The 24,730-nt window shown below is 63.0% G+C and carries 17 protein-coding genes; 8 read left to right on the plus strand and 9 right to left on the minus strand.

What is annotated here, in order from left to right; genetic code table 11:
- Nucleotides 1-208: 208 nt before the first annotated feature.
- On the plus strand, nucleotides 209-1,354 hold the full coding sequence (locus tag C483_RS08985; RefSeq protein ID WP_006653041.1) for an NAD(P)/FAD-dependent oxidoreductase: 1,146 nt from the start codon (nucleotides 209-211) through the stop codon (nucleotides 1,352-1,354).
- A gap of 744 nt (nucleotides 1,355-2,098) precedes the next feature.
- Here C483_RS08985 and C483_RS08990 read toward each other — a convergent pair.
- Complete coding sequence (locus C483_RS08990) at nucleotides 2,099-2,917, minus strand: IclR family transcriptional regulator (protein WP_006653042.1); 819 nt, start codon at nucleotides 2,915-2,917, stop codon at nucleotides 2,099-2,101.
- A 233-nt stretch (nucleotides 2,918-3,150) separates the two neighbouring features.
- Here C483_RS08990 and C483_RS08995 point away from each other — a divergent pair, with 233 nt between their 5' ends.
- The 3 genes from C483_RS08995 to C483_RS09005 all read left to right on the plus strand — a co-directional run bounded on the left by C483_RS08995 (nucleotide 3,151) and on the right by C483_RS09005 (nucleotide 6,487).
- Nucleotides 3,151-4,455 (plus strand): glycosyltransferase, encoded by a 1,305-nt coding sequence (locus C483_RS08995; protein ID WP_006653043.1) that lies wholly within the window; start codon nucleotides 3,151-3,153, stop codon nucleotides 4,453-4,455.
- Nucleotides 4,448-4,831, plus strand: coding sequence for a cupin domain-containing protein (locus C483_RS09000; RefSeq protein ID WP_006653044.1), 384 nt, complete (start codon nucleotides 4,448-4,450; stop codon nucleotides 4,829-4,831). Before C483_RS08995 ends, C483_RS09000 begins: the two co-directional genes overlap by 8 nt.
- Nucleotides 4,832-4,975: 144 nt before the next feature.
- Nucleotides 4,976-6,487 (plus strand): aldehyde dehydrogenase family protein, encoded by a 1,512-nt coding sequence (locus C483_RS09005; protein WP_006653045.1) that lies wholly within the window; start codon nucleotides 4,976-4,978, stop codon nucleotides 6,485-6,487.
- 20 nt (nucleotides 6,488-6,507) lie between these two features.
- Here the strand turns inward: C483_RS09005 and C483_RS09010 are convergent, their stop codons facing one another.
- Entirely contained in the window at nucleotides 6,508-7,557 is a 1,050-nt protein-coding gene (locus tag C483_RS09010) for an ROK family protein (RefSeq protein ID WP_006653046.1), read from the minus strand.
- Between the two features lie 146 nt (nucleotides 7,558-7,703).
- Here C483_RS09010 and C483_RS09015 point away from each other — a divergent pair, with 146 nt between their 5' ends.
- Nucleotides 7,704-9,110, plus strand: coding sequence for a hypothetical protein (locus C483_RS09015; RefSeq protein WP_006653047.1), 1,407 nt, complete (start codon nucleotides 7,704-7,706; stop codon nucleotides 9,108-9,110).
- A gap of 160 nt (nucleotides 9,111-9,270) precedes the next feature.
- Nucleotides 9,271-10,782: an aldehyde dehydrogenase family protein gene (locus C483_RS09020; RefSeq protein WP_006653048.1), complete on the plus strand. Its 1,512-nt coding sequence runs from the start codon at nucleotides 9,271-9,273 to the stop codon at nucleotides 10,780-10,782.
- A gap of 58 nt (nucleotides 10,783-10,840) precedes the next feature.
- On the opposite strand, the gene hutH is transcribed toward C483_RS09020, so the two are convergent.
- From hutH to hutU, 4 genes are read right to left on the minus strand one after another with little or no spacing between them, the layout of a single operon-like run.
- The gene (gene hutH, locus C483_RS09025; protein ID WP_006653049.1) at nucleotides 10,841-12,451 is read right to left on the minus strand and encodes a histidine ammonia-lyase; all 1,611 of its coding nucleotides are present in this window, start codon (nucleotides 12,449-12,451) and stop codon (nucleotides 10,841-10,843) included.
- On the minus strand, nucleotides 12,448-13,767 hold the full coding sequence (hutI, locus tag C483_RS09030; protein WP_006653050.1) for an imidazolonepropionase: 1,320 nt from the start codon (nucleotides 13,765-13,767) through the stop codon (nucleotides 12,448-12,450). The genes hutH and hutI overlap by 4 nt, the downstream gene beginning before the upstream one ends.
- On the minus strand, nucleotides 13,764-14,741 hold the full coding sequence (gene hutG, locus C483_RS09035) for a formimidoylglutamase (RefSeq protein WP_006653051.1): 978 nt from the start codon (nucleotides 14,739-14,741) through the stop codon (nucleotides 13,764-13,766). Before hutG ends, hutI begins: the two co-directional genes overlap by 4 nt.
- Nucleotides 14,741-16,543: a urocanate hydratase gene (gene hutU, locus C483_RS09040; RefSeq protein WP_006653052.1), complete on the minus strand. Its 1,803-nt coding sequence runs from the start codon at nucleotides 16,541-16,543 to the stop codon at nucleotides 14,741-14,743. Before hutU ends, hutG begins: the two co-directional genes overlap by 1 nt.
- 85 nt (nucleotides 16,544-16,628) lie before the next feature.
- On the opposite strand from hutU, the gene C483_RS09045 reads away from it, so the two are divergent.
- Nucleotides 16,629-17,276 carry a helix-turn-helix domain-containing protein gene (locus C483_RS09045; protein ID WP_006653053.1) on the plus strand — a complete coding sequence of 216 codons (648 nt, stop codon included), beginning with the start codon at nucleotides 16,629-16,631 and terminating at the stop codon, nucleotides 17,274-17,276.
- Nucleotides 17,277-17,512: 236 nt separating this feature from the next.
- Here C483_RS09045 and C483_RS09050 read toward each other — a convergent pair whose 3' ends face one another.
- A complete protein-coding gene (locus C483_RS09050; protein WP_006653054.1) occupies nucleotides 17,513-18,775 on the minus strand; it encodes a tyrosine-type recombinase/integrase in 1,263 nt (420 codons plus the stop codon).
- A 378-nt stretch (nucleotides 18,776-19,153) separates the two neighbouring features.
- Here C483_RS09050 and C483_RS09055 point away from each other — a divergent pair, with 378 nt between their 5' ends.
- Nucleotides 19,154-20,125 (plus strand): quinone oxidoreductase family protein, encoded by a 972-nt coding sequence (locus C483_RS09055; protein ID WP_006653055.1) that lies wholly within the window; start codon nucleotides 19,154-19,156, stop codon nucleotides 20,123-20,125.
- Nucleotides 20,126-20,263: 138 nt separating this feature from the next.
- On the opposite strand, the gene C483_RS09060 is transcribed toward C483_RS09055, so the two are convergent.
- Nucleotides 20,264-22,597 carry a phage tail protein gene (locus C483_RS09060; RefSeq protein WP_006653056.1) on the minus strand — a complete coding sequence of 778 codons (2,334 nt, stop codon included), beginning with the start codon at nucleotides 22,595-22,597 and terminating at the stop codon, nucleotides 20,264-20,266.
- Entirely contained in the window at nucleotides 22,594-24,621 is a 2,028-nt protein-coding gene (locus C483_RS09065) for a putative baseplate assembly protein (protein ID WP_006653057.1), read from the minus strand. The genes C483_RS09060 and C483_RS09065 overlap by 4 nt, the downstream gene beginning before the upstream one ends.
- Nucleotides 24,622-24,730 lie beyond the last annotated feature (109 nt).

Genomic DNA, 24,730 nt, shown 5'->3' on the forward strand with positions numbered 1-24,730 from the left:
GACCCTCGAAACGGAGACCGGCATCGAACACGAGACCGAGACCGACACCGATAGTGACCGTGGCAGCAACGATGGGAACGAGCATGATCACGACCACGACGACCGAACCGATCAGAACCGATCGCACGAGAACCGAGAGCGACGAACCTGACCGTCCTGCAGCCGAAACGAACGCCAAACCCGACCAATACAGTTCGGAGGTCCCACGATGACCGAGCGCGTCGCCATCGTCGGCGGCGGCGTCATTGGCTGTGCGGTCGCACGCGAACTCGCACCCGACTACGACGTCGAGGTCTTCGAGAAGGGACAACTCGCAAGTGAAGCCTCTGCCCTCGCGGCCGGCGAGATCACGATGCTCTCGAGTTACGAGGACGAGCCAGCGATCGGCTGGCACGCCGTCGACTTTTTCAGAGAGTATGACGGTACCGGCGAGTTTTCTTACACGGAACTGCCGAGTATCGGACTCGTCACGCCGGACCGCGAGGACGAAAAGCGCCGATACGCCTCGCGAGTCGCGGCTGATGACCTCCCCGTGCGCTATCTCGAACGCGAGGAGGCAAGCGAGGCGTATCCCACGTTCGACCTTTCGGATCACGCGGGCGTCATCGAGCACGGCGTGTCAGGCTTCGTCGACCCCTACACGTTCGCGATTACGCTGCACCACGACGCGCGCGACGACAGGGCGACCTTCCACACCGACACGGCCGTTCACGACCTGCTCGTCGAGGATGGCGAAGTCGTCGGCCTCGAAACCGAAGACGGCCGCGTCGAGGCCGATCACGTCGTCTGTGCTGCGGGCTGGCGAACGCGCGAGTTCCTGCTCGAATACACTCCGATTCCGGTCCGCCCCTACCGAACGCAGTGTATCGTCCTCGAGCCCGAATCGCCCCTTCCCGACGGCTTCCCGATGGGCTGGTATCCTGGCGAGCACGTCTACTTCCGGCCGGAGCACAACGGCGACTTCCTCATCGGCGGCTGGTCGTTCGCCGAGGCGAATCCGGAGAGCGCGAGCGGCCAGGCGGACGCGGAGTTCCGAACTCACGTTGCCGAGCTCGTCCCGACGTTCCTCGAAGGCTTCGAGGAAGCTGGGTACGTCGACGGCTGGGCGGGTGTCGACGGTGCGACACCGGATACGCGACCGATCCTCGACGCACCGGCGGACGCACCTGACGGCCTCGTCGTCGCGACGGGGTTCAACGGCCGTGGCGTGATGACCGCGCCGGTCGCCGCGACCGCCGTCCGCTCGCTACTCACTGGTGAGGATGCACCGTTCTCGCTGGATACATTCGCGATCGACCGATTCGATACCAGGAGTGACGACTTCGAGTTCATCAGCATCAGCGCAGGCGACTGACCCAGCGATCGTATCCGCTCCCTCCCGCCTACCACCCACTCTCGGCCAATGTAATTCCGGTCAGATTGCGAATGTGCTCTTTTCGTTCGACTGCTGACTGTCGACTTCCCGGTGAGGCGATCGTCACGGAACTCGAGTACCAGTCGGTTTCAGATGGTCGACCGGCCGGTGTCGCTCTGCAGTTCGTTCTGTGTTGTACGCCAATCTCTTTTGGGAGACAATTTCACACATGGTAAAAGTACCGTGATGACATGGCGTAGACGAACAGCTGTGGGATACCCAGACAGGGTGGTCCAAGAGCTAGCTACAGCCTCATTCTGTGCGGTCACTGTCGGATTGTGTTTAACACTGGTGTGGCTGTGTTTCACACAGTGTGAAATGGGGGCAAACCTGGATGTCACTTGGTGGCGCACTGGTGAGATTTTACAGAGGTACTTCTGTAATCCATCAGCAGACTCCACCTGAACGGTCAATTCTCTCGCGGCAAAATTATGTCGAGTAGCAAGGGTCAGTTGTGTTGATGTACCAGGAGTGCCCAGAATACTCGGTTAGAAGCGCTGTACCCTCTATCACCATATCATCTCTCGTCGACACGACTGTTTCACATATCGTGAAACGGCTGAATTGGGCGCCCAGCCGGACCGAGGCGCTACAAATAGGGGAGAGACAACGGCACGTAGAAAGTCGCCTCACAACAATGAGAAGCGTAGTGGCTCTTTGGGGAGCGAAGCTCTCGAACCAGTTCTACGGTTGTGGGCTCGCTCGATAGTTGACCGACTCGAGTTGGGTTGCCAGATCGGCCTCGATGGCGTCGACGGTTTCGAGCAGGTTCTCGATCATGTCCGGTTCGACGCCGTTTTCGTAAAAATAGGTCGGCCAGCCGATGCTGAGCGCACCGAAGGGTGTTCCGTCGGGGAGCATGACGGCGGCGCTGATGTTCGAGAAGCCCTCGAGTACCTCCTGGTGGATTTCGGCGTACCCTTGTTCGCGGATCGTCTCGAGTTGCGCCTCGAGCGTCTCCCGGTTGGTGACCGAGTAGGGCGTCTGTGCGGGCATTCCCCACTGGTCGAGGATTTCGTCGACGCGCTCGTCCGGGAGTTCGGCCAGGAGTACCTTTCCCGAGGCGGTGTTGTGCATGTGGTAGTACTGGCCAACGCCGCTCCAGGTGCTCTTGTCGGGGTCACCATACCCGCGAGGCTCGTGAATAACGTCGGCGATAGAGATGATCCGACCGTACTCTTCGACGAGAAACTCGACTTCCAGATTCGTCCGTTCGGCGAGGTCGTTGACGTGTTGTCTGGCAGTGTTGAAAAGCGGCGTTCGGTAGTATGCCGAGCGTCCGAAGTGCAGGAATTTGAGCCCGATTTCGTACGTGCCGTCGTGTTCGACGAGCCACCCCTCATCACAGAGGGTTGCGAGATGATTGTGTGCTGTGCTACAGGCAATCCCGACACCCTCTGCGACCTCTGATAATGTCGCCCGCTCACGAGCCTGCACGAACTCGATGATCCGGAACGATGTTTTGGTCGTTCGGACCGGACGTGGCGTGGTTGTCTCACCCATGGTATGTGATTACGGTACAGATATAAAACGTTTCACCATAGGTGAAACCGTTGAACGGCGGATGAGTACCGGTGCTAGTCGAGTATCGACGCCAGTTCCCAGATGAGAGTCTCCCCAACGCATGATTTATAGTCTCTGAGTCAGAGATACACAGTCATGGGTGAAATTACCATACAGAGCCGAGACACCATTGATCGCGCGACGGCCTGCGTTTCCGTCGAGGTGAGACCGTCATGAGCACTGGCAAGACGATCGCCTTCTTCCCGGAGGCAGCGTACGGGCCTGCGCTGAATTCGGTCGGTATCGCACAGGAGTGTCGCAAACTCGGTCACGAACCGGTTTTCCTTACCGACCCACCCATGGCGGAGGTGTTCGAAGACCATGGCTTCGAAACCTACGAGGTCAACATGGCGGATCCGTCCCTGACGGCCGAGGAAAAATCGAAGTACTGGGACGACTTCATCAACAAGCACATCCCGAACTTCGATAAGGAGCCGTACGACCAACTCGACAACTACATCACTGAGTGCTGGGACGCCATCGTCGAAACCGCAACGTGGGCCCAGCAGGATCTGCCGGACGTACTGGAGGAGGTCGACCCGGATCTGATCTGTGTCGACAACGTGATTCTGTTTCCGGCTATCAAACAGTACGGCGTCCCCTGGGTCCGAATCGTCTCCTGTTCGGAAAACGAGATTCCGGACCCCAACATTCCGCCGTACCTGTCGGGCTGTCGCGCGGACGATGCCGAGAGCCACCACGAGTTCGAGCGCCAGTACGACGAACTGATCGCCCCGGTTCACGACGACTTCAACGACTTCCTCAGGGAACACGGCGAAGAGCCGTATCCGCACGGGCTGTTCTTCGAGACCTCGCCGTATCTTAACCTCATCAAGTACCCCGAACGGCTGCGCTGGGACCGCTGGAACGAACTCGACCCGGACCGGTTCCAGTACCTAAACGGCTGTATTCGAGATGAGGACGAAACCTACGAGGTCCCGCCGATCGGCGACGAGGACGATCCACTCGTCTACCTGAGCTACGGCAGCCTCGGCGCTGGCGATACGGACCTGATGAAGCGCCTCCTCGAGTTCTTCGGCAGTCAGCCCTATCGCTTCCTCGTGAACGTCGGCGAGTACATCGACGAGTACGACGAGTCCCAGATTCCAGAGAACGTCGAAATCGACAGCTGGTTCCCCCAGCAGTCGGTCATCTCGCAGGCTGACGTCGTCATCCACCACGGCGGGAACAACACGTTCAACGAGTGTCTCTACTACGGCAAACCGGCGATCGTCATGCCCTACGTCTGGGACGGACAGGACAACGCCACGCGGCTCGACGAGACGAATCACGGCATCAAACTCCACCGCTCCGACTGGACGCCCGAGGAATTCGCCGACGCACTCGAGTCCTGCCTGACTGACGAGGAGATTCAGGCGAACGTCGCAGAGACATCGGCCGATATGCAGGCACAGAGCGGAACAGAAAAGGCGGCACGGCTGCTCGATGACGTACTGGAGGATCACGCTAATGTCTGAAACCCCATCCGATGCCGACGAATCCCCGTCCGTACGCGCGCTTGCGAATCCGACCGAAATCGATATCGACGACCTCGACGATTGGGGACCCGTCCCGGACATGATCGAGGGTGAGTCCCATACGGCAGGGACGGTCATCTACAAGGGCCCCGACGGCGAGTCCGAAAGCGGTATCTGGACCTGCACGCCCGGCTACTGGGAGTGTACGGTCGAGCGAGACGAGTTCTGCCACTTCCTCGAAGGCAGCGCGACGTACACGCACGAGGATGGTGCCGTGACCGAAATCGAGCCGGGGACGATTGCGACGTTCCCCGCCGGCTGGACCGGCACCTGTCGCGTCCACGAAACCGTGCGCAAAGTGTACATGTGCCGATGACCGACTGTCAACTATGAAACCGTCCACGCAACCACGGGACAGGCCCCCACAACCACAGTCCCCACAACCACAGGACAGGCCCCCACAACCACAGGACAACGCCCCAATCCAGGACGATACACCGAGGAATCGGGGTGGACCGCAGTGACCGAGTTCGACCCGTTCGCCCGCCACATCTTCGCCGACGGCACCTTCCGCGAGAGCGAGTCACTCGAGTCCATGGACGTAATCGACCCCGCGACCGAGGAGTCGGTCGGCTCCGTCGCGGTCTGTGATCCCGACGAAGTCGAGGACGTCATCGAAGGGGCCGTCGAAGCGCAGTCAGCGTGGGGCGACGAACCCGCGGGGACACGCGCAGCAGCGCTCCACGAGGTTGCCGACTCGATCGAGGCGGACGACTTCGAACGCATCGCGACGCTGATGACGAGCGAGCACGGCAAACCCTTCCCCGAATCGGAGGGCGAACTCGCGAATGTCGCGGGTATCTTCCGGTATTACGCCGAACTGGCACGCGACGACCAGGGGAACGTCCCCGGATCGACGCAGGCGGAATCGTTCCAGTTCGACCGGGCGTTTCCCTACGGCGTCACCGTCCACATCGTCCCCTCGAACTTCCCCGTCCTGCTGACGGCCTGGACGGTCGCCGCCTCGCTCGCGGCCGGAAACGCCGTGATCGTCAAACCGTCCGAACAGACGCCGCTCTCGACGCTCCAGTTCGTGGAGCACTTCCGAGGACTTCCCGACGGCCTCGTCTCGTGTCTCACCGGCCGCGGCGAAACCGCGCAGGCAATGATCCAGTCGGACGGCACGGACGCCGTCGCCTTCACCGGCGGCGTCGAAACCGGACAGAAGGTGAACACAGCGGCCGGCGAGCAGCTGATGCCCGCCGTCATCGAAGCCGGTGGTAACGACCCGCTCATCGTCACCGAACACGCGCCGATGGAGGTCGCAATCGCCGGTTCGACCACCGCAGCGTTCCACCTCTCCGGGCAGGTCTGTACCTCCGCCGAGCGGTTCTACGTCCACGACGCCGTCCACGACGAGTTCGTCGACGGCCTCGTCGAGATGACTGAGGCGCTGCGCGTCGGCAACGGCTTCGAATCCAGTGAGATCGGCCCGCTCGTCAGCGAGGCCGCCCGCGACAACGTCGAGCGACTGGTGGAGGATGCACTCGAGAAGGGCGCGACACTCGAGTGCGGCGGGCGCGTGCCGCCGGACCAGGAGACGGGCTGGTTCTACGAGCCGACAGTGTTGACGGACGTGACGCCGGAGATGGCCGTCGTCCGCGAGGAGGTGTTCGGTCCGATTGCGCCGATCTGTCGGGTCGAGAGCTTCGACGACGCGCTCACCGAGGCGAACGACTCCGAGTTCGGCCTGGGCGCGTCGGTCTTCACGACGAATCTCGAGGAGGCGATGCGAGCCTACGAGACGCTGGAAGCGGGCATGGTCTGGATCAATAATCCGATGATCGACAACGACGCGATTCCGTTCGGCGGCTGGAAGCACTCCGGTATCGGCCGCGAACTCGGTCGGCAGGGGCTGGATGCGTTCCGCCAGACGAAGATGGGAGTCATCGACTGGAACCCGCAGGTTCACGACTGGTGGTATCCCTACCCCGAGGAGTGGTTCTACGACACCGACGCAAAGCGGTTCTGACTGGCGGGCTGAGACGCCGGTCAGCCGTCTATTCCGCCACCGTCGCCAATGCCATCCACAGACGCAAACGCACAGCGAAGCGCACCCTGCAGAACCGCTTCCTCGCCGAGGCCGCTACACGCGATTTCGGGCGTCTGCACGACGAGCTGTGACTCAATTTGCTCGCGGATCGGGTCGAGAACGAGCGACGGGTTGTTGAGCGCGACCGCGCCGCCGACGCTGACGACCGCTGGCGCGTACGCGTTTATGACGTTCCCCATTCCAAGCACGTTCAGTTCGGCGACCCGGTCCACGACGCGCGTCGCGAGCGGATCCGAGCCGGCGTGCTCGAAAATTTCTGCCGCGGTGAGTTTGTCGGACTCGAGTGGCAGCGCTGTCTCCGTGTGTCTGTTTTCGTTTTCGTCTTCATCTTCGTCCTTGTGCCCGTTCTCGTCCTCACTCCCACCTTCATCCCCCGCCGCCAGCAACCGGGCGAGTGCGGGAATGCTGTTCCCCGAGCAGTAGGCCTCCCAGTGGCCGGCCGCGCCGCAGCCACAGGGGAGGCATCCGTCGGCGTCGATCGTCATGTGGCCGACTTCGCCAGCGTTGCCGTCCGCGCCGAGGACGGGTCGCCCACTGCTGATCACGCCGGCACCGATACCGGAGGAGATCGTGAGATAAACGAGCGAATCAACGTCGGGGTGGGTGTGGTGGTGCTCGCCGATCGCACCCGCCAGTGTGTCGTTGTGCAGGACGACGGCGTCGGTCTCGAGTAGGGCCGCGAGCGGATCGACGAGCGAAATGGGTTTGAGCAGTTCCTCGCCGTTCCCCAGATTCGACGAGAGGCCGACTGTCCCTGTGTCTCGATCGATCGCACCCATCGAACCGATGCCAGCACCGACAGTCGACGACGGCTCGATAGCTGCGTTTCGACACGCATCCCGGACCACGTCGAGTACGGCATGGGTGATCACTTCGGCAGTCGGCCCCTGTGGCGTTCTGGCGCTGGCACGGCCGACGATCATCCCAGTGTCGTCACCGATGACTGCGCGAACGTTCGTTGCACCGAGATCGACGCCGACGGCGTACATTACCGGGAATCAGCCACCGAGTCAACTTAACTGTGCGTGGTCGGCTGTATGCGCCGCTTCATTGGCCTGGGTGCGTTCCGACGTGCAGGCGAGCCACGAGGCCCGTGAGCCGAGCGTTTATCACCCTCGCCTCGGTACGGTATCCCATGAGTCGGATCAGCTTCGGGACCGGCGGCTGGCGCACGACACAGGAGCACTTCACGGACGAGAACGTGCGCCGAGTCGGCCAGGGTATCGCGGCGTACCTCACCAAGAATCAGGACGTTGTCCCATCCGAAAATACCGTCGCCGTCGGCTACGACGCCAGAGCCACGTCGGCCGACGCCGCAGCGAGTCTCGCAGACGTCTTCTCGAGTGCCGGCTTCGACGTCCTCCTCACCGACCGCGACCTGCCGACGCCCGTCGTCGCCCACTCCGTCGTCGACCGTGACCTTGCCGGCGCGGCGATGGTCACGGCCTCGCACAACCCGCCGGAGTACAACGGCGTGAAGTTCATTCCCGGCGACGCCAAATCGGCCATGCCATCGATCACCGACGCGATCGAGAGTCACATCGCACCACCTGACCCGCTGCCAGAAGCCCAGCACGGCACCGTCTCCCGCTACAATCCCGTCGAAACTCACGCGACCCACGCCGTCGGACTCACTGACCGCTACCTCGGCACGGATCTCTCCGACCTCACCGTCGTCTACGACGCCATCCACGGCAGCGGGCGCGGGATTACCGACGCGCTACTCGAGTCCGCCGGCGCGACGGTCATCCGCCATCGCTGTGATCGCGACCCGACCTTCGGCGGGAACGCACCTGAACCGGGTCCCGAGACGCTCGCCGAGCTTCCCTCGATTATCGCCGAGCACGACGCCGATCTGGCCATCGCGAACGACGGTGACGCCGACCGAATCACGGTCTGTACGCCCGATCGAGGCGTCCTGAGCGGAAACCTTCTCTTCGCCGTGCTCTACGAAGCGCTCCTTGCCGAGGCCGAGGTGACGGGACCCGCCATCCGGACGGTTTCGACGACGTTCCTGATCGACCGGATCGCCAGCGAGCACGGCGCCGATGTCCACGAGGTGCCGGTCGGATTCAAGTGGATCGCGGACGGGATGGCGACGTACAACGGCCTCTTCGGCGGTGAGGAGTCCGGCGGGTTCACCATCGACGGCCACATCGGGACGAAAGACGGCGTGCTCGTCGCGCTACTGGCCGCCGCAGCGGCCGCGACCGAACCGATCGACGACAGACTCGACCGGCTCTTCGCGACGTACGGCGAAATCTACGCGGACAAGGTCAGTGTCGACTGTCCCGACGACCGGAAAGACGCCGTTATCGCGGGTCTCGAAGCGGCGCTTCCCGACACCGTCGCCGACCAACCCGTGGTCGACACCGTCACACTCGACGGCTACAAGTTACTCCTCGAGGACGGCTCCTGGATTCTGGTGCGCCCGAGCGGCACCGAGCCGAAGATGCGCGTGTACGCCGAGACGCCGGCCGGCGAGCAACTCGAGTCCCTCCTCGATGCCGGGAGCGAACTCGTCGGGGCACAACTCGACTAATTTGGAATTGTGTTCGATTATAGCTGTGAAGGATGCTGACTGGCCAAAACAGTATGGATAATGGAAACACAGTCCAGATTTAAGTGTTGGTGTTGAGTAGTTAGCGGTGTGAGACGAGTGTCCATTCGCTCACACCCACACTCACACCCACAGATAACTCATGGCTACCAACAACGCACTCATCGAGCGACACGAAACGGCAATCGACGATGTGACGGCCGAACTCACTCTCGATCACTGGATCAACGGTGCTCACACCGAGCCAGCATCCGGAGAACGGTTCGAAACGATCGACCCCGCAGCCGCGGTTCCCATTACGACCGTCGCTAGCGGCACCGCAGCCGACATCGACGACGCAGTCGAGGCGGCCAGCGGCGCTTCCGACGGGGAGTGGGGCGACACGACCGCCCGCGACCGGGCTGCCCTCATTTCCGAGTGGATGGATGTCTGTCGCGAGCACGTGGACGAACTCGCCCGTCTCGAGTCCCTCGACGTCGGCAAGCCGCTCGCGTTCGCCCGCGGCGAAGTCGAGGAAGCACTCGAGTTCTTCGAGTACTACGCGTCCGTGGCACAGGCGAGCCACGGCGAGCAGATTCCGGTCGGGACGGACAACCACGTCTACACGCGAGAGGAGCCCTACGGCGTCGCGGGGCAGATTCTGCCCTGGAACTACCCGCTCTCGCTGGCCGGCTGGAAGATCGGCGCTGCGCTGGCCGCGGGAAATACGGTCGTCGCCAAACCCTCCGAGCAGGCACCGTGTACGATCACCCGCCTGGCACAGCTCTCTGCGGGCATCCTCCCAGATGGCGTGTTCAACGTCGTCAACGGCTTCGGCGAGGAGGCCGGTGCGCCGCTAACCGAACATAGCGGCGTCGACAAGCTCTCGTTTACCGGTTCAGTTCCGGTCGGCCAGCAGGTAATGAAGGCGGCAGCGGACGATATCACGCCGGTGACGCTCGAACTCGGCGGGAAATCTCCGTACGTCGTCTTCCCCGACGCTGACCTCGAGGCGGCCGCCGAGACGGCCGCCGCGGGCATCTACTACAACACCGGCCAGTCGTGTGATGCGTGTTCGCGAATCCTCGTCCACGAGGACGTCGCAGACGAGTTTACCGACCTGTACCTGGATGCAGCCGACTACTGGCAGCCCGGCGATCCGCTCGTCGACGGCACGACGATGGGGCCGCTCACGTTTGCCGACCAGTACGAGAAGGTCGACGACTACGTCGATATCGGGCAGGAAGAGGGGGCAACCCTGCTCGCCGGTGGCGAACCGCCAGCAGCCGAGGCACTCGAGTCCGGCTGGTTCTACGAGCCGACAGTCTTCGGTGACGTGGACAACGACAGCCGCCTGGCACAGGAGGAAATTTTCGGCCCGGTGCAGTGTCTGATCACCTTCGAGAGCTACGAGGAAGCGATCGAGCTGGCGAACGACGTGCCCTACGGGCTCGCCTCGGGGGTTGCGACGCAGGACGCCAGCCTCGCACATCGTGCGGCCGCCGACATCGAGGCGGGCAGCGTCTGGATCAACGAGTATCACGGCGGCGGCGTTGGCATTCCGTTCGGCGGCTACAAGCAGTCGGGTATCGGCCGAGAGTGTGCGCGCGAAACACTCGGGGAGTACACGCAGACGAAGGCGATCAACGTGGCACTGGACGAGCCGGAGCTATAACGACCAGCCGCCTATGCGCTTGTTCTGAATCGATTCGATTCTATCCGTCACCGAATCGTTACTGGGTGTCAGCACCGAGTTCGTCGACTGCGTCGTCGAGTACACCGGTCTCGATCAGCGAGGAGACTGCCTTCATGTCGGCGTCCGGCCGGCGGTCGCCGGTCAGCGGCGGAACGACCTCGCGGACCGTCTCGTAGGCCTCACTCGTTCCGTTTCCGAGCGATTCGTCGACGTACTCGGCCGCCTCGGCCGCACAGAGGAGTTCCGTGGCGACGACCTGGCGAGCACGGTCGAGCACCCGCCGTGCGTTGACTGCTGCCGTCGCGCTCATGCTGACGTGGTCCTCTTGGCCGCCCGAAACGGGCGTGTTGTCGGTCGCCGCGCGGCCGACGCTTCGACACTCGTTGACCAGCGAGGCAGCGGTGTACTGGGCGATCATCAGTCCGGATTCGACGCCGGAGCGCTGGGCGAGGAACGGCGGCAGGTGCGATTCCTGCAGGTTCGGGTTCACCAGCCGATCGGTCCGCCGTTCAGCGACAGCGGCGAGATCTGTCAACACTGCAACGAGGTAGTCGAGTCGGTGAGCGAGCGGCGCACCGTGGAAGTTCCCACCGGAGACGACCGCGGCCCGGTCCGTCCCGGAGGCGCGGTCGTCGAGCGCCGCCCGCGGGAAGACGAGCGGGTTGTCGGTGACGCTGTTGAGTTCGGTTTCGACGGCTTCACGGAGGTGAGCCGCGGCGTCTCGAACCGCGCCGTGGATCTGCGGCAGACACCGAATCGAGTAGGCGTCCTGCACGCGGTCGCAGTTGCGGTGTGACTCGACGACGTCCGAGTCAGCGGTTAGCTGCCGCACGGTACGCGCGCTCGCCGCCTGACCCGCGTGCGGTCGCACCTCGTGGAGCGGCTCGGCGCAGGCGGCTGTCGTCCCCATCGTCACCTCTGTCGTGAGCGCGCCGGCAGTGTCCGCCGCACGACAGAGTCGCTCAGTGTCAGCGACGAGCAGGGCCGCAAGGCCGAGTGTCAACTGAGTGCCGTTGATGAGCGCGAGTCCCTCCTTGGCTCTGAGCTCGACCGACTCGAGTCCCACTGCTGCGAGCGCCTCGTCACCGGGGAGACGTTCGGACTCGGATTCGGTGGCACTATCGTCGGACGCGCCGCCAGTCGTCGAATCGACGGGCACGTCGGCCTCGCCCTCGCCGATCAGCACGAGCGCGAGGTGTGCGAGCGGTGCGAGGTCGCCCGACGCGCCGAGGCTGCCGCGCGAGGGGACCACTGGATGGACCCGTTCGTTGAGCAGCGACGCGAGCAGTTCGACCACGCGGAGGCGGATGCCGGAGTAGCCCGCAAGGAGCGCGTTGAGCCGCGTGACCATCATCGCCCGGACCTCCTCGCGGGAGAGTTCGCGGCCGACGCCGGCGGCGTGGCTCCGGACGAGATTGGTCTGCAGTTCCGCAACTTCGGTTCGGGGAACCTGCGTGTCGACGAGTTCGCCGAAACCGGTGTTCACGCCGTACACTGGGTCACCGGCCTCAACGATATCCTCGACGCGCTCTCGAGAGGTTCGAACGCGCTCGCGGGCCTCGCTCGCGAGTTCGACAGCCTCCCCGTGGCGAGCGACGGCAACGACCTCCTCGATCGTCAGCGAGTCGCCGTCGAGGATGACTGTCATCGGTCCACCTCCGAATCGGCGCGGGAGCGATAGGCCGGTTCGCCACCGATTAGCGCCCGTTCGACGACCGATTCGTCGAACCGGTAGGGGACGTGAGCGTGCGATGGCGCATCGAGGACGAGCAGGTCGCCCGGCGCGCCCTCGCGAAGCGTGCCACAGCCGGCCGGCACGCGCTCGATTTCTGTGCGGGAGGCACCGAGCGCGAGTCCGCCGCCGTAGGTGCCGGCGCGGACGGCTTCTGCGGGTGAGAGTCCCATGCCGACGCAGGCGAGGGTCAGCGCAAACTCCATTCCCGGCGCGTAGCAGTTCGGGTTAAAATCCGTTGCCACGGCGACCTCGCTCCCGGCCGCGAGGAACTGACGCGGCTGTGCGTACTCGGTGCCGAGTGCGAACGCGGTTCCCGGCAGCAGCGTCGGGACGACGCCCGCGTCTGCGATAGCCGCCGCGTCCGACTCGGTCGCCTGCAGAAGGTGGTCCGCGCTGACGGCGTTCAGTTCCGCCGCGAGCCGACTGCCGCCAAGGTGGGCGAACTCCTCCGCGTGAATCTTCGGTTCAAGTCCATGCTCCCGTCCGGCCGTGAGCACGCGTCGCGAGTCCTCGACGGAGAAGACGTCTTCCTCGCAGAAGATATCGCAGAAGACCGCGTGCGCCGCCACCGACGGCAACTGGTCTTCGATGACCCGGTCTACGTAGTCAGCAGTCGACTCACCTTCCGGGACCGCATGCGCGCCCATGAACGTCGGAATCACGCGCACTGGATGTCTCTCTGCCGCCTGGCCGACGACCTCGAGTAGCCGTCGCTCCGTCTCCGTATCCAGCCCGTACCCCGACTTGACCTCGACCGTCGTCGCGCCGAACGAGAGCATCGTATCGAGACGGTCGAGGAGTAACTCGAGTAGCTCCTTGTCAGTCGCATCCCGCGTCGCCCGGACGGTTCGGAGGATGCCGCCGCCCTCCGCGAGGATTTCCTGGTACGGTTTCCCCCTGAGTTTGGCCGCGAACTCGTCGGAGCGGTCGCCGGCGAAGACGGCGTGTGTGTGGCTGTCGACGAAGCCGGGGAGGGCGGTCTTTCCGCTCGCATCGATCGCTACAGCAGCGTTTTCCGGCGGGTACTCTGCGACGATTTCGTCAGTCGGACCGACGGCGACGACGTCGCCGTCCGCGATCGCGACTGCACCGTCCTCGATCCGTTCGAGTACGGCGTCCGGGTCGGCTGGCGAGCCGTCAGCGCCGGGGTGGGAGCCATCGGTCGTGCCTGCGGCCGGTCCCACCACGAGCTCCGACGCGCCGTAGATGACGGCGTCAACGGCGGTCATCGGTGCTCACCTCCGGATGCCTGCAAGAGTCCCGCAAGCGCGTGTGCGACTGTCCTGGCTGCTGCGCTCACTGTTCGCTGGCCCTCGTCCAGCGGCGGCGCACACTCGACGATTTCGATGCCCGCGAGGCAGTCGTGGCTCGCAAATCGCCGGACAAGTTCGAACAGTTCACGAGAGCTCAGCCCGCCAGGTGTTGGCGCACTCACCCCCGGCGCATGAGCCGCGTCGAGCACGTCGCAGTCGATGCTGAGATAGACCGTCTCGACATCGGCAACGGACTCGAGTACACGGTCCGCCGCGCGGTCGAGATCCGAGCCGACCGACGCTGCTGTGACGATCTCGCCGTTCTGCTCCTCGAGGAACGAGGCGTACGCCGTCGACGTCTCGAAGTGGCGCGCGCCGACGCAGGTGTAGGTCTCCAGTCCGGACTCGAGTAACTCCCTGTACGGTGTCCCACTGGTCGGGTCGTCGTGGACGTGGCGAACGTCGAGGTGGGCGTCGAGGTTGATGACGCCGACGGAGTCACCCCGATCCAGCAGCGGGCGAACGTTGGGGACCGTCAGCGAGTTATCGCCGCCGAGGAAGATTGGGGTTGCACTCGAGTCGTGAACAGCGCGAGCGACGGGTTCGACTGCGGATCGGATGGCTGTGAGCGCTGTGGCGCTGGCTCCGCCCGGTTCCCCTGCCTCGGAATCGAGGGAGACGTTGCCGTAGTCGCCGATCTGCAACGCCGAACACGGGCCGGCGTCGAAGTGGTACGTTTTCGCGCCGGCGAGCGAGTCCCGTATTGCATCTGGCCCCTCGCTTGCGCCCGTGCGGCCGATGACTGCCGCGTCGAACGGTTCGCCGACGAGTACCGCATCGAAGACGTCCAGCCCGTCCGTTTCCGCGGGTTCGATGATCTCACCGAAGGTCTCGTCAGTGGGATCGCTCGAGCGCGGGGTCCACGATACGTCGGATTGGCTCGGTTGCATTATCGCTCCTCCTGTGTTTCTACGTCCGCCATCGGAACGTGGACGTTCGATTCCGCCGCCTCCTCGAGTGCCTCCTCGTAGCCGGCGTCGGCGTGGCGGACGACGCCCATACCGGGATCCGTCGTGAACACGCGGCGGGCCTTCTCGGCGGCGAGCGACGAGCCGTCGAGGACGACGTGATTGTTCGCGTGCAGCGAGTTACCGATGCCGACGCCGCCGCCGTCGTGGACGCTGACGATGTCAGCGCCCGCAGACGCGTTGAGCAAGGCGTTGAGAATCGGCCAGTCCGCGACGGCGTCGGAGCCGTCTCGCATGGCTTCCGTCTCCCGGTTCGGACTTGCGACGCTGCCTGCGTCGAGGTGGTCGCGTGTGACGACGACCGGCGCGGAGATTTCACCGTCGGCGACGAGGTCGTTGATCCGCAGTGCAAATCGTGCTCGCTCTGTCAAGTCGTCCGGATCATCATTTGACTGATAGCCGAGCCAGCAGACGCGACTCGGCAGTCCCTGGAACGACACCCGGTCCTGTGCGAGGTCGATCCAGCGGTGGAGATGTTCCTTCTCCGGGAACAACTCTTTGACGGCCTCGTCAGTGCGGTGGATATCCGCCTCGTCGCCGGAGAGGGCGACCCAGCGGAATGGTCCCTTACCGCGACAGAACAGCGGACGGATGTATGCCGGAACGAAGCCGGGGAAGTCAAACGCGTCGTCCATTCCGCGGTGTTCCTGGACCTGTCCGCGGATGTTGTTCCCGTACTCGAACGCGACCGCACCGCGCTCTTGCATCGCGAGAATCCCCTCGACGTGTCGCTCCATCGTGTCGAGGCTCTCCTCGACGTACGTCTCGGGGTCTTCCTCGCGTAACTCCTCAGCTTCAGAAACAGTGTAGCCAGCTGGGTAGTATCCCTCGAGTTCGTCGTGCGCACTCGTCTGATCCGTCACGATATCCGGTACGAACTCCCGCTCGCGCAGTTCGTCGAACATCGTTGCCGCGTTCATATGCAGCGCGATCGACAGTGGGTCACCTTCGGCCGCTGCAGCCTGGGCTAACTCGAGTGCCTCGTCGATATCGTCGGTCTTCTCCATACAGTAGTCCGTCTCGAGGCGGCGGTCGATCCGGTCTTCGTCGACTTCAGCCGCGATGCAGACGCCGTTGTTCATCGTCACGGCGAGCGGCTGGGCACCGCCCATCCCGCCGAGACCGGCAGTGACGGTGATCGTTCCACGAAGCCCCTCGCGGTCGGGGAAGTGCTGTCGGGCCGCCTCAGCGAGCGTCTCGAAGGTTCCCTGAATGATTCCCTGGGTACCGATGTAGGCCCACGAGCCGGCGGTCATCTGCCCGTACATGATCAGCCCCCTGGACTCGAGTTCGTGGAAGTGGTCCCAGTCGTCCCACTTGCCGACGAGGTTGGAGTTGGCGATGAGAACGCGCGGTGCGCGCTCGTGCGTGGTGAATCGTCCAACTGGTTTGCCGGACTGGACGAGGAGCGTCTCGTCGTCCTCGAGCGTTCGGAGCGACTCGAGAATGGCGTCGTAAGCGTCCCAGCTTCGGGCTGCCCGGCCGGTGCCGCCGTAGACGACGAGCTCTTCGGGTTTCTCGCCGACCTCGGGGTCGAGGTTGTTATTGAGCATGCGAAGCGCGGCTTCCTGTCGCCAGCCTTCGCACTCGATCTCCGTGCCTGTCGGTGCGCCTTGGTACTCCTCCCACTGTGCGGATGGCGTGCCGATGTCGTGTGTAGCGTCGTCGGGCACGGCGTTGTCGGCCTCGCCGTCGGCCGTCGACTCCTGGGTGGGTGTGGTCATACCTGTCTAGTCACTCGCACCGACCGAGAGGTTCGTGTTTCCATACGGCCAGGGGTTTAAGTACTGACGTGTGCCAACTGCCGGTATGTACGTGGGTGTGTTCCGGATCGACGGCGGCAGTCCGTACGCTCAGTCGACGGCCCGAACGGACACCAGCATCGAACTGTGGTGTAACGATCACTGCGACCTGCTCCACGTGACGGGCGAACAGCAGACGGCCGTCGTCAACCACGTCAGCAATGAGGTCGGCGTCCGCGAACGAATCGAACAGGACGAGACGACGCAGACGATCATCACCGACGACTGTCTAAAGCAGCACGGCGACGATTACATCGAGTCGTACCTCGCAGCACATGGCTGCCTCCTCGTTCCACCGCTTCGCTACGAGGACGGGATGAAAGTCGTCCGCGTGCTCGCTCTCGACGGCGCAAACCTGAGCGCGTTCTACCGCGATATCGCCGCCGATTACGCTGTTACCGTCGATTCGAAACACGAACTCGACTCCGTTCCGGCTGAGACGCCGTTCCTCGCGACGGACTCGCCCGTTCCGGACCTTTCCGACCGCCAGAAAGAGATCTTTCTCCTCGCATACGAACGCGGGTACTACGAAATTCCGCGGGAGACGACGACCGCCGAACTCGCCGATAGTGTGGGGCTTGGCCGGCGAACGGTCGAACACCACCTCCGACGTGCCGAAGCGAAAGTCGCCGCTGGTGTCGTCGACTTCCTCTGAATGCGTCCGCAGCGACGATACCGTGATCAGGACCCCGCCAACGGGGGCATAACTCGGAAAATAGTATCGCACTATGGGATTTATCCAATGGTGCCATTCGATATACTGTCCGAGTCGAACCGCAGTCGCTGAAAACAGGTTCGACAGACACAGACGGAACGGATTGGAGACACTGCTCCCGAGGAGATTCGAGTTCACCCCACAAAATACGTCTCTGCAAGGCACAACGCTAGCGATTACGCATCCGCAAACACCGCTGCGAGTCGCTCGCGCATGTAATCGCGCCGGTACTCTCGTCGCTCGGCCTCTGAGAGGTAGCTCTGTAGCACGACAGACGCATCAGCGCTGCCCTGGTCGGCCGCGATCACGTCCAGATTCTCGAGGAGGTCGCTCATCGCCTCGTTGTACGTCGTATACCAGAATCGACGCCCCATCTTCGACGTTGGTTGGTCACCTCGGACACGAACGTCGGCCCGGTCTGCGAGGCGCTGAAATCGCGCCTGGACGGTCTCGCCCGTAATATGGTCTCGATTCGCGTTCGGCGACGGGAACAGGTACCCCGTCCAGTCACGGTCGTTCGCGCCGAGGTCGTCGACTCGATCGGCCAGTTCCGGCACGCCGTAGATCAACGCGACCGTTCCCGGGCCGTTCTTTCGCTCCTCGAAGGCGATGTGTGGCTCGTCGGACTCGAGTTCGAGTTGTGAGACGTGCAGGCTCGCGACCTCATTTCGGCGCAGCCCCCATGCACAGAGGGCGAGGACGAGCAGTTCGTCGGCTCGAGAGTCTGCAGCGGCGTAGATTTCCCGGGCCTGTTCCGCTGAGAGCGCCGCGTTATCGGGTTCCTCGCGTGACCAGTTGTATTCCTTGTCGATCGACTCGACGGGGTTGAACGACGCTTTCGCCCGTCGTTCGAGGTGCTCGTAGAACTGGGAGACATCGCTGTGATAGCGCAGTTTCGACGCGTCAGTACTCAGTTTGGCATTCAGTTCGTCGAACACCGCGAGTGCGCGGCGAATCTCGTCGCTCTCCGCGCCGGGGTCGGCGACGCGCTCGATAAGGTTTGCTTCTCCGTGTAGATCACGGTAAATTCGGGTGTAGGTCGCCAATCGCGACTGTTTCGTCCGAACCGTTGTCTCGGCGAGTTGTCGACGACGGTCGAGTGTTCGTAGGTAGGACTCGAGTTCGGTGATGGTGGATTCGTTGTCGATGTCCCACTGGTATGATGCACTTGTGGCCGTGTCTGTGTTTGTGTCCGTGTCCGCGTCCGTACCTGCGTCCTCGTAGCCCACGGTAGCCAAAAACTCCGAGAGCGTCAGGTCGTGGTGTTCGCGGAGTGCGTAGGCAATCCCCGAGTAGCCGGCGTCAGTCACGTCCTGATACGTTGGCCGTGTCGTAAGATCGACGCCATTGCGTCGGAGTGTGGGCTCGATTTCGCGACGCCAGGTCTCTTGCAGGTCGTCGAGGGACTGTCGCGACCAGTTGTAGTGTCCGCTACTCATGTGGGTTCACAATCTCCGGATTTTGGTGAGACAGCCCGGTTCCGGAGTGAATGGGTGATCTGAAGCCAGCCATTTTCGTACGATTCAGTATTTGTGACAATCGTATAAAACTACTGCTTAGTCGGTTGTCGCAGAGTGGACAACCAAAATAAGCAATCTGGCTGGCGGTAAGGTCTACTATGGATGAACTACATATCGCTATATAGAATCTGGGATCGGTCGGTATCAGTGATTGGGTCGTCAGCGGACGATTGGCGGCTTCTGGAGTACAATCTAGTCACATACAGCGCGGTTGCTTCGAATCAGCCGACGAACCACCCGTGCTAGAAGTTGACACCGACGGTGGCTTTAACCCACTACTGCTGCAACGAAGCGGCCATGAAAGCAGTACAGTACCAGGACGGAGGGGACCCAGACGTTCTCAGCCTCGTCGACGTTGAGCGTCCCGAACCAGCCGACGGGGAAGTGCTCGTCGAGATGCGGGCGGCGAGCGTCAACCCAGTCGATGCAAAACTTCGAGAGCGCGGTGCTGGGCAACGACCCAAAACGACCGGGTCGGATCTTGCTGGCGTCGTCACCGCAGTTGGCAACAAGGTCGCTGGCTACGAGGTCGGCGACCGCGTTTTCGCGACCGGATTACACACTGATCGATTTTCGGGTGGGTCCTTCGCTGAGTTCGCGACAGTCCCGACAGATCTGCTCGCGCCGCTTCCGGACGGGGTGAGCTTCGAAGAGGGTGCTGCTGTCGCACTCGTCGGCGTCACCGCGTGGCGGGCGCTCGTCCACCACGCTGGACTCGAACCCGGCTCGACGGCCGTTATTCACGGCGGGAACGGCGGCGTTGGCCACATCGCAGTCGGACTCGCCGACGTTCTGGGAGCGACACCTGTCGCGACGGCCCGAACCGAACACCACGACATGGTCCGTACGCTGGGTGCCGAGACGGTCCTCGACTACACCCGCGATGACCTGACCGAGGCAGTCCGTGAGGCCACTGACGGGGCCGACGTGATTCTCGACCATCTTCCCGAAACGTACGCTGAACTGGATGTCGAGGTTGCAGCGGTCGGCGGTGACGTGGTGATCATCGCGGGAGAGACCGCGTCGCTACCGAACGCCGCTGTCGCTCGGTCGAAGGAGCTCAGTATTCACCTGATGAGTATGTCGAACCTGGCAACGAACGCAGAACTGCCGAATATCGGACCGATCCTCGAACGACTCGGACGGCTACTCGAGACGAACCGGCTCGAAGTCCGCATCGATCGCACCGAGGCACTCGAGGACGCCGCTGAGGCACATCGTGCCGTGATGGAGGAGAGCATCGCTGGCAAGATTGTCGTCGTTCCGTAGACACGACGGTTGAGTGGCCAGATCACCGATTGTCCATTGACTGCAGTGTGTCGCTGGATTTGTACCCGTGGGGAGCGGAAGACTCAACCGACACTCCGATCGATCATAGAATTCCATCGGCCGTAATTCGTCCTTGGCTTACATCGAATCTGGACCCGCAAGAACAGTATCCTCGCCAAGAACCGCCTCACCCATCGCGAACGTCCGCGTCTGGAGTGCGCTGTTGAGCCCGAGAAACGTCCGGTCGCCGAGAACGAACTCATCGTCGAGTGCAAGGACCCGCGCGTCGACGTGTGCCGGTTTCTCCGTCTCGACGATCGTCTCGATGGCAGCCCGTTCGGCCGCTGAGTCGACGGGGCCACAAAAAAGAGCGAACGACCGCTCACCAGCCAGCATCGAGCCGTACTCCCGCTCGACGACAGCGCCGTCAGCCCGATCGAAATCCGTCGCGTCGAAGAAAAAGAGCCGATGACCGGTTTCGAGGTCCCCACCAGGGTGACTCGAGTACGTGTTGGAATCGGACACCCCGGTCGTCGTGGCCGACTCGTCCGCCGTCGCCGATCGGTCGTCGTTGGGTCGCGTGTGGGAGGCGGGTTCGGGGACGCCATCACGTGGATTCGCGTGCCGAAGGTAGAGTTCGAGCGTTTCGCGAAGTCCGGCTCTGGTACCCCGTTTCTGGTACAGTTCAGGCGCTCGTGCCAGGTACTCGCGACGGGCGCTTTCGGGCCAGTCGCGGTACTCGTCTGCGGCGAGCCAGTCCTCTAGCCAGGCGAGCGACTCGCTGGGAACCCCGTCCGGATCGAAGTAGCGAGGAAGCTGTTCGATCTCGGACTCGATGTCGACGAACGACGTTTCGAACGTCGAGAGATACCGTTCGAGAAACTGTGCCGATCGGTCGTCGTTCTGGTAGAGTTCCGGCAGGTATCGGAGATAGGACTGACGGGGACAGTAGGCGGTTACGGCGTCGATTCGCGGCGAAGCGGTTGGCGTCCCGACGAGTTCGACGGCGACGTAGAGGTACCGGCCGTTCGCGTCGCGCAGAAGGATGTCCTCGGGGTCGATTTCGTCGACGAGCGTCCACGTCGTCTCGGCGTGCCTGGCGAGTTCTCGGCGTGCCGTTTCCTGCCAGGACCGAACGGTGGTCGTCTCGAGTTGCCCGTCTCTGTCCGCGAGTTGGGCGGCGGATCTGCTCGCGAGTTCCCACACCGAGTCGACGCCGATGGATTGCAGGGTCGAACGGGCCGTTTCCGCGAGTGCATCGAGTTCGGGCTGGGTTGTGTGATCACCGTGGTGGCTGTTTTGGCCGTCTGTACTAGTTTCGCTGTCTTCGCCGCTTGTGCTATCTTCACCGTTTGCGCTATCTTCACCGGTTTTCCTGTCTTCGCCATCGTCGCAGTCGAACGGGAGGACAGTTGGCTCGTTCGTCGCGAAGTACCGAAGCCGGACCTGCGTGCTCGCAGACGAGCGTGCGAGATCAAGCGCGAGACGATGCCAGGAGATATCGTCGACGCCGGCATCGTACCGGTGAAACGCCAACCCGACGTGGCGATCACGGTGTGGGTGAGCTGCCACAGTCTGGCGTTCCTGGAGGGCACAACAGATGCGCCGATCACCGACCAGCGCATAGAAGACGCGCCGATCGCTGTGGCTGAGTGGCCGACTAATGAGTCGTCGACAGCGCCCCTCGAGTTCGTGGCGCTGTTCGAACTCGCCTGCGGTCTCGTCCCACTCGAAGAGCCCATGCCAGGATCCCCGTTCGCCGTGGACCGTTCCCGCGAGGACGAGCGAGCCACGTGGTGCAGCGATTGCAGTCGGAACGAATCGGGTGCCTTCGATCTCGAACGCGTCCGTAGAGAGTGGGTAGGAGTCGGTTCGAACCTCGCGTTCGCCCTGGAAGAGTCGAATTGTCGGCTCGTCGTCGACCGTATCGAGGACGTACAGCAAATCGTCGGCGACTGCGATATCGACCGGTGAGCGGACCCACCAGTCGACCGTAAGCTCCTCGGTCGTACCGAGACAGGCGATGCGTTCGTCGCCGTCGAGGACGTAGATCGTGCCGTTATCGAAGGTGAGTTCGACCGGTGCTGCGATCGGTGACTGGAGCGCTCCAGTCTCGTTTCGAAGCCGCGGTGAAACCGTGACGATTCGTTCGTCGTCCGCTCCCGCGACGAAGACACGACTCTCACTGGCACAGATAGCCCGGGGCTCGTCGAGCGACAGGTCGGCACTATCGAGCAACCGCTGGCGCGAGTCAGTTCGTGGATTGTACTGTGAGAGACGCCCGGCGGCATCGAGCGTGTAGAGCATCCCGGCTGGATCGACGGCAAGATCGACGACGGACTCACCGAGCGTCGACTGCTGTATCGACGCCGTTCGTGCAAGGGTGAGTCCCCCGTCTGTAACGTCCGTCTGATCGGTGATCCACTCGGTCCAATCGGCCTCACTGACCGTCGTTGCGTACGAGAACGTCATGCGTTGTACCCTCCATCGTCAGTTGTCCGAAGATCGACACTGACTGTCTCGACGGTGAACAGCGATGTCTCGTCGATCGAGATCACCCGTCCATCGAGTGCTGTCCCGCCGTAGGCAGTCATCGAGACATCCGAAATCTGGTCGATTGCATCGACTGATTCGATCACCTCGATAAGGTCCTCGCTCTCGAGTGTGCGTCCGAACGGCCACCCCGACCCGTCGTACCCGTACAGCGGGTGCAGATACGATTCGACTGCCTCAGTGATCGCCGCCTCGTATCCGCCACCGGTGTATCGCGGACGGGTTCGGCCAGTCACGTCCAACTCGAGTCGGACGTACTGTGGACCGGTCACCCGTACGCGGTCGGTTAGCAGCGTCCGCTCGCGGAGATGCCGATAAATCTCCTCGAGAAAGCCCTCACTCGGTTCCGGACTCGGGACGTCGACCGGTGCGTAGGGGACAACGACAACGGTCGTACCCTCGCTCTCGACGACGACGTTCGTCCGTCCGATTCTGAGGCCCGGCGTGCGCGAAACGAGCGCCCGGTAATCGTCCGCCGTCACTGCCCGGTGTGGACGGCGTCGGTCGCGTCTGGCCCGTCGTAGTGCATCCGCGACGCTCTCGCGGTCGGTTCCGCCCGTCGCCGAGCCAAGGGGTGAGACGTCGATATCGGTTACGGAGACGTCATCGGCCGGGCCAGGGCCGTCGACCGTACTCGAGTCGGTGAGCCGCCAGACTGCGCTGTCGGAAACGTTGCCTGCGGTGCCACCGCCGGCGACGTAGTCGGCGGTGATCGTCGCATCGGGGTCGGGAACGCGCCCGGAGATGCCGTCGCCGAACGTAATGTGGCCGTGCGTACGGTCGAGGACGTAGTGTGGGTCGTTCGGTCCTGAGGCGACGAAGTCTGGTACTTCGACGAACTGCTCGCCGTCGACGCGAACAGATGCCGACAGAACGGGAGTGTGGTCGACGGCGTACGTCTGGCCGTCGAGGATCGGTTCGGTGTCCGTACTCCGTCTCCCCGTCGCGACAGCGCCGCCAGCAGTGCTCGCGCCGGCACCAATCGGCGAAAGCTGTTCGCCGGTGATCGAGACGCTGTGGCTGGCTGTAACGACGTTCGTCCTGATCGCATCGAGCTGTGGCGGGAACTCGTAGTCTGGCGTATCGACGCGACAGCGGAGCCAGACTGATCCGTCCTCGAGTTTGATCGGCGGTGTCTCAAGGCGACTATCACTGGCCGATCGGGAATGATCGCGACCGTTGGGAATCGTTTCGCCAGTGACGAGTTCGAGATGGCCGTCTCGATACAGCGCGTTTGTCTTGTCGACGGTGACCGAGAGGGGCTGCCAGTGGTTTGTTTCCGGATTTCGATACTCCCAGGTCAGCTCGACAGACGGCGAGAACGTGGGTCGGTCGTCAGCGCTGGGAGTCGGATCAGGAAGGTTGTCGTCGTGATACGCGACTGCGAGCGTGAGGCGGTCGGCGTTCGCGAACGGATCGCGGTCGAATCCGAGGTAGACACAGGCATCCTGGTCGACGGTGTCGCCGAAGGGACGATAGAACATACCGTCGGTCTGGTTTGCCTTCCGGTGATCGGTCGTCCCCGTCTGGTCGACTGTCATCACGCGGTCGATGCTGGCAGCTGTCAGCGTCAGTTCGTGATCGGTCTCGAACTGAAAGACGCTCTCCGTTCCATCCGTAACCGCCATCGAGCTCCCTGCAGGAAGTCGCATACCGGCCACATCGCCTGGCGGATCGAGCCGTATCCGGGCCGTCGCCGGCGTCGGCAGGCGGCGTTCGTAGCCGAGCAGCCGCAGATACGCTTCCCGATGCTCGTCAGTGATCTGGTCTAGCTGATAGGTGTGTGTCTCGGTGAGCCAGGCGAGAACCTCGAGAATCGTAATCCCCGGATCGTGCGGGTTGAAATCGGTCCACTCACTCGAGTACGCCGGAATGAGTGTGGTCGCCTGCTCGAGCAGTTCGTCGTACTGTTGGTCGTCGAGTTCCGGTATGTCCAGTCCCATGCGTCGTATTCGTGTTTGTATTCGTGTTCGCGTTCGTGTTCGCGTTCGTGTCCGTGTTCGCGTCCGTGTGTCTCGCTCACCGTCTATCGGTCGTGTACTGTGTTCGCGA

The sequence above is a fragment of the Natrialba hulunbeirensis JCM 10989 genome (assembly GCF_000337575.1).
GTDB lineage: Archaea > Halobacteriota > Halobacteria > Halobacteriales > Natrialbaceae > Natrialba > Natrialba hulunbeirensis.